Origin of the sequence: Tsukamurella hominis, assembly GCF_965137015.1 — a bacterium.
In the GTDB taxonomy this organism is placed as follows: Bacteria; Actinomycetota; Actinomycetes; order Mycobacteriales; family Mycobacteriaceae; genus Tsukamurella; species Tsukamurella hominis.
The window spans coordinates 1-10,945 of the sequence record NZ_CBCRZG010000008.1 but is presented as its reverse complement, the minus strand read 5'-3'; the positions used below and the strand labels follow the sequence as shown (position 1 = coordinate 10,945).

At 71.9% G+C, this 10,945-nt stretch carries 15 protein-coding genes; 11 read left to right on the top strand and 4 right to left on the bottom strand.

All coding sequences use genetic code 11. The features are described 5' to 3' along the window. Window positions 1-49 precede the first annotated feature (49 nt). Window positions 50-472, top strand: coding sequence for a DoxX family protein (locus ACM9LD_RS12205; protein WP_415676919.1), 423 nt, complete (start codon window positions 50-52; stop codon window positions 470-472). 8 nt (window positions 473-480) lie between these two features. Here ACM9LD_RS12205 and ACM9LD_RS12200 read toward each other — a convergent pair whose 3' ends face one another. Then, entirely contained in the window at window positions 481-855 is a 375-nt protein-coding gene (locus ACM9LD_RS12200; protein WP_415676918.1) for a YccF domain-containing protein, read from the bottom strand. A gap of 34 nt (window positions 856-889) precedes the next feature. Here ACM9LD_RS12200 and ACM9LD_RS12195 point away from each other — a divergent pair, with 34 nt between their 5' ends. After that, window positions 890-1,225: a hypothetical protein gene (locus tag ACM9LD_RS12195; protein WP_415676917.1), complete on the top strand. Its 336-nt coding sequence runs from the start codon at window positions 890-892 to the stop codon at window positions 1,223-1,225. A 12-nt stretch (window positions 1,226-1,237) separates the two neighbouring features. Here ACM9LD_RS12195 and ACM9LD_RS12190 read toward each other — a convergent pair whose 3' ends face one another. Together ACM9LD_RS12190 and ACM9LD_RS12185 are read right to left on the bottom strand one after the other, a co-directional pair. Further along, the gene (locus tag ACM9LD_RS12190; RefSeq protein ID WP_415676916.1) at window positions 1,238-2,068 is read right to left on the bottom strand and encodes an amidohydrolase family protein; all 831 of its coding nucleotides are present in this window, start codon (window positions 2,066-2,068) and stop codon (window positions 1,238-1,240) included. Beyond that, window positions 2,065-2,391 carry an L-rhamnose mutarotase gene (locus ACM9LD_RS12185; protein WP_415676915.1) on the bottom strand — a complete coding sequence of 109 codons (327 nt, stop codon included), beginning with the start codon at window positions 2,389-2,391 and terminating at the stop codon, window positions 2,065-2,067. The genes ACM9LD_RS12190 and ACM9LD_RS12185 overlap by 4 nt, the downstream gene beginning before the upstream one ends. A 190-nt stretch (window positions 2,392-2,581) precedes the next feature. Here ACM9LD_RS12185 and ACM9LD_RS12180 point away from each other — a divergent pair, with 190 nt between their 5' ends. From ACM9LD_RS12180 to ACM9LD_RS12160, 5 genes are read left to right on the top strand one after another with little or no spacing between them, the layout of a single operon-like run. After that, window positions 2,582-3,433 carry a fumarylacetoacetate hydrolase family protein gene (locus tag ACM9LD_RS12180; RefSeq protein WP_415676914.1) on the top strand — a complete coding sequence of 284 codons (852 nt, stop codon included), beginning with the start codon at window positions 2,582-2,584 and terminating at the stop codon, window positions 3,431-3,433. A gap of 1 nt (window position 3,434) precedes the next feature. Beyond that, window positions 3,435-4,742 carry an enolase C-terminal domain-like protein gene (locus ACM9LD_RS12175; protein WP_415676913.1) on the top strand — a complete coding sequence of 436 codons (1,308 nt, stop codon included), beginning with the start codon at window positions 3,435-3,437 and terminating at the stop codon, window positions 4,740-4,742. Then, window positions 4,739-5,500, top strand: coding sequence for an SDR family NAD(P)-dependent oxidoreductase (locus ACM9LD_RS12170; protein WP_415676912.1), 762 nt, complete (start codon window positions 4,739-4,741; stop codon window positions 5,498-5,500). The genes ACM9LD_RS12175 and ACM9LD_RS12170 overlap by 4 nt, the downstream gene beginning before the upstream one ends. 2 nt (window positions 5,501-5,502) lie before the next feature. Beyond that, entirely contained in the window at window positions 5,503-6,480 is a 978-nt protein-coding gene (locus ACM9LD_RS12165; RefSeq protein ID WP_415676911.1) for an aldo/keto reductase, read from the top strand. 35 nt (window positions 6,481-6,515) lie between these two features. After that, window positions 6,516-7,232 carry a FadR/GntR family transcriptional regulator gene (locus ACM9LD_RS12160; RefSeq protein WP_415676910.1) on the top strand — a complete coding sequence of 239 codons (717 nt, stop codon included), beginning with the start codon at window positions 6,516-6,518 and terminating at the stop codon, window positions 7,230-7,232. Here the strand turns inward: ACM9LD_RS12160 and ACM9LD_RS12155 are convergent. Next, the gene (locus ACM9LD_RS12155) at window positions 7,229-8,146 is read right to left on the bottom strand and encodes a helix-turn-helix transcriptional regulator (RefSeq protein ID WP_415676909.1); all 918 of its coding nucleotides are present in this window, start codon (window positions 8,144-8,146) and stop codon (window positions 7,229-7,231) included. The genes ACM9LD_RS12160 and ACM9LD_RS12155 overlap by 4 nt on opposite strands. 63 nt (window positions 8,147-8,209) lie before the next feature. Here ACM9LD_RS12155 and ACM9LD_RS12150 point away from each other — a divergent pair, with 63 nt between their 5' ends. Genes ACM9LD_RS12150 through ACM9LD_RS12135 form a run of 4 tightly spaced genes read left to right on the top strand, consistent with a single transcriptional unit; the run spans window position 8,210 to window position 10,432 of the window. Continuing rightward, window positions 8,210-8,788 (top strand): TIGR03086 family metal-binding protein, encoded by a 579-nt coding sequence (locus ACM9LD_RS12150; RefSeq protein ID WP_415676908.1) that lies wholly within the window; start codon window positions 8,210-8,212, stop codon window positions 8,786-8,788. A 55-nt stretch (window positions 8,789-8,843) separates the two neighbouring features. Next, window positions 8,844-9,431, top strand: coding sequence for a TIGR03086 family metal-binding protein (locus ACM9LD_RS12145; protein WP_415676907.1), 588 nt, complete (start codon window positions 8,844-8,846; stop codon window positions 9,429-9,431). Next, window positions 9,428-10,024, top strand: coding sequence for a dienelactone hydrolase family protein (locus tag ACM9LD_RS12140; protein ID WP_415676906.1), 597 nt, complete (start codon window positions 9,428-9,430; stop codon window positions 10,022-10,024). The genes ACM9LD_RS12145 and ACM9LD_RS12140 overlap by 4 nt, the downstream gene beginning before the upstream one ends. A 33-nt stretch (window positions 10,025-10,057) precedes the next feature. Further along, window positions 10,058-10,432 (top strand): VOC family protein, encoded by a 375-nt coding sequence (locus ACM9LD_RS12135; RefSeq protein WP_415676905.1) that lies wholly within the window; start codon window positions 10,058-10,060, stop codon window positions 10,430-10,432. Window positions 10,433-10,945 lie beyond the last annotated feature (513 nt).

The following is a 10,945-nucleotide window of genomic DNA, read 5'->3' as shown; positions in this document are numbered from 1 at the left end:
TGAACATTGCTGATGTTCACGCCGTGAACACCGAACCGAGGAGCCTCTCATGTCCGCCGACGTCGCACCCGCAACCGCAGATTCCGCCGCGCAGGGCCGCTCGAAGTCCTGGATCGCCGGCATGGTCATCACCGTGCTGGTCTGGGCGTTCCTGGTCTTCGACGTCGTCGGCAAGCTGACGAAGCCGCAGGCCGTCATCGACGGCACCCTGAAGCTCGGCTTCCAGGAGAAGCACATCCTGGTCATCGGGCTGGTGCTGCTGGTCGGCGTCGTGCTGTGGACGATCCCGCGCACCGCCGTGATCGGCGCTATCTACCTCACCGGCTACCTCGGCGGCGCCGTCGCGATCAATCTGCGCGCCGAGCAGCCGATCGCGGGCTTCGTGCTCTCCGGCGTCTACGTGGGCCTGCTGATCTGGCTCGCGATGATCCTCCGCCGTCCCGACCTGCGCCGCGCGATCCTCGGCCGCTGACCGCCGGGCTACGAGGTCGGCACGATCTCCGAGCCCAGCGGCAGCAGCGAGAGCCGGATCATCTTGAAGTTCGCGACGGCCAGCGGGATGCCGATGATGGTCAGGCACAGCGCGATCCCGGTCAGGATGTGCCCGATCGCGAGCCAGATCCCCGCGACGAGCAGCCAGATGATGTTGCCCACCAGCGACGGCGCTCCGGCGCCGGGCCGGTCCACGACGGTCCGCCCGAACGGCCACAGGGCGTAGTTGGCGATGCGGAACGACGCCAGCCCGAACGGGATCGTCACGATCAGCAGGCAGCAGATGATCCCGGCGACCGCGTACCCGACGGCCATCCAGAACCCGCAGAGCACCAGCCAGATGATGTTGAGGATCAGCTTCACCACCCCAGTATGCCGACGCGGCTACCGTGGTGGCATGAACCTGTTCCAGCGCACCGCCAAGCTGTTCAACGCCGCGTTCACGCCGCTGCTGTCCCTGCCCGTCATCGGGCCCGCGCTCGGGAAGTCGATGGTCACCGTCAGCTACACCGGCCGCAAGTCCGGCAAGCACGTCTCCCTGCCGGTCGCCTACCAGCGCCGGGGCGACGAGGTCGTCATCGGCGTGGCCATGCCGGAGCAGAAGCAGTGGTGGCGCAACTTCCTCGGCGAGGGCGCCGACCTCACCCTCCACTTCGCCGACGGTGACCGCACGGGCCGCGCCGTCGCCACCAGCGGGGCGGACGGCACCGTCGTCCGCGTGAACCTCGCCTGACGGCGCGGCCGGTCAGCCTAGGCGGTAGACCCGTCGGGCGGTCCCGCCGAGCACCGCGTCCCGTTCGGTCGGCGAGGCGCCGTCGAGCAGTTCGACGGTGAGCCCGAGCACCTCGGCGTACGAGGCCTGCAGCAGGCAGACCGGCCAGTCCGAGCCGAACATCACGCGGTCCGCGCCGAACGCGTCGAGCACGTGGTGCGCGTAGGGCTCGATGAGCGAACGGCTCCACGGCTGCGGCGGGCACTCGGTCACCAGCCCCGACAGCTTGCACACGACGTTGGGAAGCGCCGCCATCGCGGTGATCCAGGCCGCCCACGGTTCCCATTCGCCCGCACCGATGTTCGGCTTGCCCGCGTGGTCGATGACGAACGACGTCCCGGGCTGCTGCCGCGCCGCGCCGAGCGCCGCGGCGCGCTGCGGAGCGCGGACCAGGAGGTCGACGGCGAGCCGACGCTCGGCGGCGGCCGCGAGCCCGCGGAGCACGGAGGGGCGGACCAGCCACCCCGGATCGGGCTCGTCCTGCACGAGGTGCCGCAGCCCGCGCAGCCTGCTTCCGCCGGGCGCGGCGGCGAGCTCGTCCAGGCGCGTCCCGCACCGCGACGAGATCAGGTCCACCCATCCGACGACTGCGCCCGCCGGTCCGGCGGACGCGAGGAGGTCGTAGGTCTCCGCCGAGGAGTTCAGGGTCTGCACCGCCACCGTCGACCGCACGTCGCTCGGGGTCGACGCGGCGAGGTCGGCGGCCGTGAAGTCGCGCCGGATGACCTCGAGGCCGGGGGTGTCCAGCCAGCGGTGATCGTGCCGCGCGCGGTCCCAGAGGTGGTGGTGGGCGTCGACGATCATGCGGGTCCGAGGGGAAGCGCCCACACCAGCGGGATGCCGCGATCGTCCCCGGAGTAGTCGTCGGGAACGTCGAGCAGTTCCGCCATCCGCGCCTGCCAGGGCACGTTCGCGGGATGGTCCGCCAGGTGCCTCCGCATCGCGCGGTAGTCGTCGACCTCGACGAGGTGGAAGAGGTCGCGCCCGTCGCGCCAGATCCGCCACGCGCGCACTCCAGCGTCGCGGAGCGCGACGTCGAGCTCGGCGGGGATCACGGCGTGCACCCGGTCGTACTCGTCCTCCGCGCCGGCCTTGAGGCGCGTATGCAGGGCGATGGTCTCTGGCACCATTCCTCCGATCACTACTCCAGCTCCTGAGGCGAGTCTAGGTCAGGGCGGCGCGCGGTGCATCCAGTTGACCGCAAGACCTCCGATGTTTACAGTCATGAGTTGTGACTCATGACACAGCGCTCCGGCGCGGTCGTGGGAGGCGTCCGACACCGGTCGGACCCATCGCTCTGAACGCGGAAGGAAGCCGATGAGACTGCGGCGAGTCGGGGAAGCGGGCGCCGAGCGCCCGATCGTGTCCACGGGCGACGGGCGGTGGTTCGACGCCTCGCCCATCGTCACCGACTACCATCCGGGAACGCTCGGCGATGCGCAGCGCCTGCTCGCGAAGGCCCTCGCGGCGGGCCGGTTGGCGGAGGTCGACCCCGCGGGGCTGCGGGTCGGCGCCCCGGTCGCGCGGCCGGGCAAGGTCGTCTGCATCGGGGTGAACTACCTCGCCCACGCGCAGGAGACGCAGCACGAGGAACCCGCCGAGCCCGTGGTCTTCCTCAAGACGTCGGGCACGATCGTCGGCCCGCACGACGAGGTCCTGATCCCGCGCGGCTCGGTCGCCACCGACTACGAGGTGGAGCTCGCCGTCGTGATCGGCAGTACCGCACGGTATCTCGACGATGCCGCGCAGGGCCTCGCCTGTGTCGCCGGGTACACCGTCTCCGACGACGTCTCCGAACGCGACTTCCAGATGAACCGCGGCGGCACCTGGGACAAGGGCAAGAACTGCGAGACCTTCAACCCGCTCGGCCCCGAGCTGGTCACCGCCGACGAGGTCCCCGACCCGCAGGCCCTCGACATCCGGCTCACTGTCAACGGCGAGGTCCGCCAGCAGGCGAACACGGCGCAGATGATCTTCGGCGTCGGCGAGATCATCCGGTACCTCAGCCACTTCATGGTTCTCGAGCCCGGCGACGTGGTGAACACCGGGACTCCCGCCGGCGTGGCCTTCGGCTATCCGGACCCCAAGCCCTACCTGCGCCGCGGCGACGTGATCGAGACCCACATCGATCTGCTCGGCGGCCATCGCTCCGTCCTCGGGGAGGCCTGAGATGTCCGGTGTCTTCACGGAGTTCCGCACCCTCGACGTGCGATTCCCCACCTCGTCCCAGCTCGACGGCTCCGACGCGATGAACCTCGATCCCGACTACTCGGCCGCTTACCTGATCCTCGGCACCGACGTCGGCGACGGCCTGGAGGGCCACGGCTTCGTCTTCACCATCGGCCGTGGCAACGACGTCCAGCGGGCGGCGATCGAGGCGCTCGCGCCCTACGTTCTCGGGCGCGGCGTCGACGCCGTCCTCGCCGACCTCGGCGGCGTCTACCGCGAACTCGTCTACGACGCCCAGCTGCGCTGGCTCGGCCCCGAGAAGGGCGTCATGCACATGGCGATCGGCGCCGTGGTCAACGCCCTCTGGGACCTGCGCGCCAAGCGCGCGGGCCTGCCGCTGTGGCAGCTGCTCGGCGAGCTGTCCCCGCAGGAGATCGTCGACCTGGTCGACTTCCGCTATCTCACCGACGCCCTCACCCCCGACGAGGCGCTGGCCCTGCTGACCGCGTCGGAGCCGGGGCGGGCGGAACGAGCCGCCGCGCTGCGCGCGAACGGCTACCCCGCCTACACCACCTCGCCGGGTTGGCTCGGCTACTCGGACGAGAAGATGACGCGCCTCGCGAAAGAAGCGGTGGCGGAGGGATTCACGCAGATCAAGCTCAAGGTCGGTGCCGACATCGACGACGACGTCCGGCGGTTCGCCCTCGCCCGCTCGGTGGTCGGCGACGACGTGCGGATCGCCGTCGACGCGAACCAGCGGTGGGACGTCGACGAGGCGGTCGAGGCGATCGAGCGCCTGCGCGAGTTCGATCCGTGGTGGGTCGAGGAACCGACCGCCCCCGACGACGTCCTCGCGCACGCCGCCATCCGCCGCCGGGTGCGGCCGGTGCGCATCGCCACCGGTGAGCACGCCCACAGCCGGGTGCTGGTCAAGCAGTTCCTCCAGGCGGAGGCGATCGACGTGCTCCAGCTCGACTCCACCCGTGTGGCCGGCGTCAACGAGAACATCGCGATCCTGTTGTTGGCGGCCAAGTTCGGCATTCCCGTCTGCCCCCACGCCGGCGGGGTCGGACTGTGCGAACTGGTGCAGCACCTCGCCATGTTCGACTTCGTCGCGGTCTCCGGAACCCTCGCGGACCGGAACATCGAGTACGTCGACCACCTCCACGAGCACTTCCTCGACCCGGTGCGCATCGTGAACGGGGCGTACGCCGCGCCCGCGGCGCCCGGCTTCTCGGCGCAGATCCGGCCGGAGACGCTCGTGCGGTTCGGCTTCCCCGACGGGGAGGCCTGGAAGGAAGCACAATGAGTAACGCAGACGAATTCGCCGGTTTCCGGGCCGTCGTGACCGGTGGGTCCTCGGGGATCGGCCGACGGACGGCGGAGGAGCTGATGGTGCGGGGTGCGGTCGTGGCAGTGCTCGACCTGCAGCCCGACGACGCGCCGCCCGACTCCATGGGCATCGCGTGCAACGTCGCCGACGACGAGGCGGTGGCCGCCGCGGTCGCCACCGCCGCCGAATACCTCGGCGGGATCGACGGACTGGTGAACAACGCGGGAATCGGCGCGCAGGGCACCGTCGAGGCCGGGACGCTCGACGACTGGCGGAAGGTGCTGGACGTCAACGTCCTCGGCACCGTTAGGGTCACCCGGGCGGCGCTGCCGCACCTGCGCGGATCCGCGAACCCCGCCGTCGTCAACACCTGTTCGATCGCCGCGACCGCCGGCCTGCCGGGCCGCGCGCTCTACAGCGCGTCGAAGGGCGCGGTCGAGGCGATGACCCGCGCGATGGCGGCCGACCATGTGCGCGAGGGCATCCGATTCAACTGCGTCAACCCCGGCACCGTCGACACCCCGTGGGTGCGACGCCTGCTGGACGCGGCCGCGGACCCCGAGGCCGAGGCCGAACAGCTGCGGCAACGCCAGCCCACCGGGCGCCTGGTGACGGACGCCGAAGTGGCGGGGGCGATCTGCTACCTGCTCAGCCCCGCCGCCTCCGCCACCACGGGCACCTCGCTCGCCGTCGACGGCGGCATGAGCGGCCTCCGACTGCCGCCGCGGCGATGACCGTGACCGGGTACGACGCGGCCCTCGCCGCCTCCCGCCCCTTCGGTCGCGGGGGCCTCACCGTGGCTCCGCTGTCCTTCGGGGCCGCGGCGATCGGCAACCTGTTCACCGCGGTCGACGACGCGGAGGCGACGGCCGCGGTGCGCGCCGCGGCGGACGCGGGCATCGACTACTTCGACACCGCCCCGCACTACGGTCTGGGGCTCTCCGAAAGCAGACTCGGTGCGGCACTGCGGGACCGGACCGGCGTGGTGCTCTCCACCAAGGTCGGCCGCCTCCTCCGCCCCGCGTCGGAGAGCAGCGCGCCCGGTGACACCGAGGGCTTCGCCGTGGCCGCCGACGTGGAGCGCGTGTGGGACTTCAGCCGCGACGGCGTGCTGCGCTCGATCGAATCCAGCCTGGAACGGCTCGGCCGCGACCGCGTGGACGTCGTCTACGTGCACGATCCCGACGACCATTTCGCGGAGGCGATGGACGGTGCGTTCCCCGCGCTCGACGAGCTGCGCAGGCAGGGCGTCATCACGTCGTACGGCGCGGGGATGAACCAGTCGGCGATGCTGACCCGGTTCGTCCGCGAGACCGATCTCGACGCGGTGCTCATCGCCGGTCGCTACACGGTGCTCGACCGCAGCGCCGCCGACGACCTGCTGCCGGCGTGCCTCGAGCGCGACGTCTCGGTGGCCGCGGGCGGCGTCTTCAACTCCGGCATCACTGTCTCCGCGGATCCGCGGCCGGGGGCCACCTACGACTACGCGCCCGCCACGCTCGAGGTCCTGGACCGGGCGCGCCGGCTCGCGGCCGTCTGCCGGGCCCACGGCACCACGTTGCCGCACGCCGCCGTGCACTTCCCGCTGCGCCACCCCGCCGTGCGGACCGTGCTCCTCGGCATGCGCTCCGCGGACGAGGTGCGCGCCGACCTCGCGTTGCTGGCGGCGCCCCCGCCCGACGCGCTGTGGCCCGATCTCGAGGCCGCGTTGTGAGGCCTCCCGTCCCCTCGCGCCGCTAGGATTGACCGATGTCGACCAACGAGGGTGCCGGGCGGATCTCGCGGACGGACGACGCGATCCTCAAGCTCAAGGCGATGATCACCGACGGGGAGCTCCCCGCCGGGAGCCGGCTGCCGCGCGAAGTCGATCTCGCGGCCCGGCTCGGACTGTCGCGCAACTCGCTGCGCGAGGCGATCCGTGCGCTCGCCATGCTGCGGATCCTCGACGTCCGGCAGGGCGACGGCACCTACGTCACCAGTCTCGAACCCACCCTGCTGCTCGACACGATGGGCTTCGTCGTCGACTTCCAGCAGGAGGATTCGGTGCTGCACTTCTTCGAGGTGCGCCGCATCCTCGAGCCGGCGGCCACCGCGATGGCGACGCACCGGATCACCCCGGACAAGCTCGCCGTCCTGGAGGGGACCCTGTCCCTCGGCGGCCCCGATGCTTCCGTGGAAACCCTCGTGCAGCAGGACATCCTGTTCCATCAGACGATCGCGGAGGCCTCCGGCAACCCGGTACTGCGGGCACTCATCTCGGGCCTCTCCGCGCCGACGCTGCGCGCCCGGATCTGGCGCGGCACCGAGCAGGAGGACGCCCGCGCCCGCACCATCGCCGAGCACCGCCAGATCTACGAGGCCCTCGTCGCCGGTCAGGCCGATGTGGCCTGCGCCTGCGCGACGGTGCACATCGCCGGCGTCGAGGGCTGGATCCGCCGCGCGATGGCCGAGGACGCCTCCTCCTAGCCCGGCCCCAGCGCCGACGCCGCCTCGGCGAGCCGGGTCGCGAGCGCGGCGCGCACCGCGGGTGGCCCCAGCACCTCGACGTGCGGCAGCGCGCCCCACAGCGTCCAGACCGCGCGACCGAGGTCGCTGAAGCCGAGCGTGCCGGCACCGTCGGGCCCGGGCGGCGCGACGACCGTCCCGAACCCGGACAGCTTGGTCCAGCCGTACTCGTCGGCGCGCAGCTCGACGAGCACCGCCTCGTGCCCGGAGCGGAAGGAGGCGCGGGACTCCTCGAACTCCGCCGCCAGATCCACCGTCTCCGGGCGCTGCGCGGGCTCGTCGAGCACCGTCACCGCGGAGAACCGCGAGGTGCGGTAGGTACGGCGCGCGCCGTTCCGCAGGGCCATGAGGTACCAGGCCTGTCCCGCGTGGACGAGGCCGACGGGGTCCAGCGTCCGCTCCGCCGCTGCGCCGCCGCGCGGCCGGTAGACGGCCCGCACCCGCAGCCCGTCGATGACGGCGCGCTGCAGTTCGCCGAGGTGCGGGTCGGGCTCGGGCGCGCGGGCGAAACCGTCGGGGCGCACGTGGATCCGCTGTGCGGCGGCCGCCGCTTCCCGACGGTGCGCCTCCGGCAGCGCCGCCGCCACCTTCCGCATCGCGCCCGCGAAGGCGGGGGAGTCGGGCGCCCCTGCGAGCAGGGCCTTCGCCTCGTCGAGGGTGAGGCCCGTGAGGTCGGTGCGGTAGCCGGGGAGCAGGCTGATACCGCCGCCCCGCCCGCGGTCGGTGTAGACGGGGACGCCGGCGACGCCGAGCGCCTCGACGTCGCGCAGCACGGTGCGGGTGGAGACCTCGAGCTCCGCGGCGATCTGGGCGGCCGTCATGGTGCCGCGGTGGCGCAGCAGCATGAGGACGGACAGGAGGCGGTCGGCGCGCATGGATCTCAGATTGCCAGACAAACATGACAGAAGATGTCATGTTTGGCCGGTTGAATCGCTCCCATGACCACCACAGCCACTGATCCCCGCCCCTCCTACGCCGCCGCCACCGCCTGGGTGCAGTCCCTGCTCGCCGCCGTCAGCGAGGAGCAGCTCGCGCTGCCCACGCCCTGCGACGAGTTCGACGTCCGCGCCCTCGGCGAACACCTCATCGCCGTCGTGATGCGCGTGGAGGCGCTGGCGACCGTCGCCACGGTCGAGGGGCAGCCCTTCCGCGCCGCCGAGCACGACGCCGCCACGTACGGCGCGATCCGCGAGAAGGCGCTCGCGGCGTGGGACGTCGCCCCGCTCGAGCGCGAGGTCACCGTCCCCTGGGGCGTCGTCCCCGGCTTCGCGGCGCTGGGCATGTACGTCAACGAGACCCTCGTCCACGGCTGGGACCTCGCGGTCGCCACCGGCCAGAACGCCGAGTACCCCGAGCCCGCGCTGCCCGAGGGCGTGCTCGCGGTGGTCACGAACGTGCTGCCCGCTGATTTCCGCGGCGGCGACGTGCCCTTCGGGCCGGTCGTCGAGCCGCGCGAGGGCGCCGGCCCCACCGAGCGCCTCGCCAACTGGAACGGCCACCACTGGCCCGCGGCCTGAGGTCGCGGTGCAAAGAGGTCAGGAACTGGCACCTGGGGCGGGTTGACTCGAGGGCATGACAGAGATCGCCCTCGACCCCCGCCCCACCTATTCCGCCGCCACGGCGTGGGTGCAGTCCCTGCTGGAGGGGCTCACCGACGACCAGCTCGGACGGCCCACGCCGTGCGGCGAGCTCGACGTCCGCGCACTGGCCGGGCACCTGACCGCTCATTGTCTGCAGGTGATCGCGCTCGCGGAGACGGGCACCGTCGCCGGCCTGCCGAACCTCGTGCCGGAGCACGACGCCGCGACCTACGCCGACGCCCGCACGCGGTCCCTCGCCGCGTGGTCCGACGCCCCGCTCGACACGGTGGTGACCGCTCCGTGGGGCGAGGCGTCGGGCTCCGAGGCCCTCGCCACCTACGTCAACGAGGCGCTGGTGCACGGGTGGGACATCGCCGTCGCCACCGGGCAGCCGGCCGAGATCCCCGACGGTGCCGTCGCCGTCGCCGCCCTCGAGGTGGCGCGGGTCGCGATCCCGGCGGAACTCCGTGCGATACCGGAGTTCCCGTTCGGGCCCGTCGTGGAGGCCCGCGACGGCGCAGGCCCCACCGAACGCCTCGCGAACTGGAACGGCCGCAGCGTGAACGGTGGGGCCGCGTGAGCACCGTCGCGCTGTTCCACTCCGTGCTCGGCGTGCGCGAGGGCGTCCGCGACGCCGCGAGCCGCCTCCGCGCCGCCGGGCATGCGGTGCACGTCGTCGATCAGTACGACGGCCGCGTCTTCGACTCGTACGAGGAGGCTTCGGCCTACGCGGAGGGGATCGACTACCCGGAGCTCATGGCGTCCGCGCTGGCCGCGGTCGAGGGGCTGCCGGAGGATCTGGTGGTCATGGGCTTCTCCAACGGCGGCGGCATGGCGACGTACGTCGCGGGCAACCGGCCCGTCGCGCGGGCGGTGCTCTGTTCCGGGGCGCTGCCGCTGGAGATGATCGGCCAGGATCACTGGCCGCAGGGCGTGCCGGCCCAGCTGCACTACGCGCTCGACGACCCGTTCCTGCAGGCCGGCTCCGTCGAGTCGGTGCTGCGCTCCGTCGGGGAGGCGGGCGCGATCGGCGAGTACGTCCAGTACCCCGGCACCGGTCACCTCTTCACGGACCCTTCGCTCCCGGCGGAGTTCGACGGTGCCGCCACCGAAGCGTTCTGGAGTGCGGTCCTGCGGTTCGTCGGCGGCGGCACTCCGGCCGTTAGCCATTGACATGAACGCCGGTTGAGGTCCTAGCGTCGAGGCATGAGCATCGAACTGAACCACACCATCGTCGCAGCGTCCGACAATCTCGTGACCGCGCGGTTCCTCACCGAACTGCTCGGTCTCGAGGATCCGGTGGACGTGGCCGGCGGGCACTTCCAGCAGGTCCGCCTCGCGAACGCCGTCGTCCTCGACGTCATGACCGTGCCCGGGCCCGTCCACCCGCAGCACTACGCCTTCCTCGTCTCGGAGCAGGAGTTCGACGAGATCTTCGCGCGGATCACCGCGCGCGGCCTCGACTTCTACGCCGAGCCCGACGGCTCCGGCGTCGGGGAGATCAACCACCGCTTCGGCGGCCGCGGCGTCTACTTCCGCTCGCCCGACGGCCACGCCCTCGAGGCCCTCACCGCGGCCTGACCCCGCGGAAATCCGTTGCCCGCGACCCTGACCCTCGTCCGCCTGCACCCGCGCGGCCGCCGGCTCCGCGAAGAGCAGTCGGCCTCTGCTGGAGACTTTCGGCGTACGGCGAGGGTGTGGACGCCTGGTGGGGGAAGAACTGGCGTCCAGTGAGGGAGAGCCGGCTCCTGGTAGGGGACTCGGCGTCGCGCGGGGGAAGACCGAGCCCCTACTGGAGGCACGGCGCCCGGTTGGGGAGCGAACGCTGGAGCCGCGGTTCGGCGCGGCGTGGGGGACGAACGCTCACACTCGGTCGCAAGCCTCGCCGCCGCGCGAGCGTAGGTATCCGGTTCTTGCATGAGCGAGCGCTCGAATATCGCCTCTGAACTGCGCATTCATGGGTATGCGCGACACTCAGTGCGATTCTGGAGGTGCCGCGGTCGTGTCACCGGCCCGAGACACTTTCTTTGCTGGGGAGTCTCTGGTGTTGACGCCGCTGCGGTGGTTGGGTTCAGTTCACCGGGCATCTGGCTC

Excerpts from the sequence above, each read along its gene's own strand:
- ACM9LD_RS12205 (WP_415676919.1), top strand. The coding sequence starts at position 50 with ATGTCCGCCGACGTCGCACCCGCAACCGCAGATTCCGCCGCGCAGGGC.
- ACM9LD_RS12195 (WP_415676917.1), top strand. The coding sequence starts at position 890 with ATGAACCTGTTCCAGCGCACCGCCAAGCTGTTCAACGCCGCGTTCACG.
- ACM9LD_RS12190 (WP_415676916.1), bottom strand. The coding sequence starts at position 2,068 with ATGATCGTCGACGCCCACCACCACCTCTGGGACCGCGCGCGGCACGAT.
- ACM9LD_RS12180 (WP_415676914.1), top strand. The coding sequence starts at position 2,582 with ATGAGACTGCGGCGAGTCGGGGAAGCGGGCGCCGAGCGCCCGATCGTG.
- ACM9LD_RS12175 (WP_415676913.1), top strand. The coding sequence starts at position 3,435 with ATGTCCGGTGTCTTCACGGAGTTCCGCACCCTCGACGTGCGATTCCCC.
- ACM9LD_RS12170 (WP_415676912.1), top strand. The coding sequence starts at position 4,739 with ATGAGTAACGCAGACGAATTCGCCGGTTTCCGGGCCGTCGTGACCGGT.
- ACM9LD_RS12160 (WP_415676910.1), top strand. The coding sequence starts at position 6,516 with ATGTCGACCAACGAGGGTGCCGGGCGGATCTCGCGGACGGACGACGCG.
- ACM9LD_RS12155 (WP_415676909.1), bottom strand. The coding sequence starts at position 8,146 with ATGCGCGCCGACCGCCTCCTGTCCGTCCTCATGCTGCTGCGCCACCGC.
- ACM9LD_RS12150 (WP_415676908.1), top strand. The coding sequence starts at position 8,210 with ATGACCACCACAGCCACTGATCCCCGCCCCTCCTACGCCGCCGCCACC.
- ACM9LD_RS12145 (WP_415676907.1), top strand. The coding sequence starts at position 8,844 with ATGACAGAGATCGCCCTCGACCCCCGCCCCACCTATTCCGCCGCCACG.
- ACM9LD_RS12135 (WP_415676905.1), top strand. The coding sequence starts at position 10,058 with ATGAGCATCGAACTGAACCACACCATCGTCGCAGCGTCCGACAATCTC.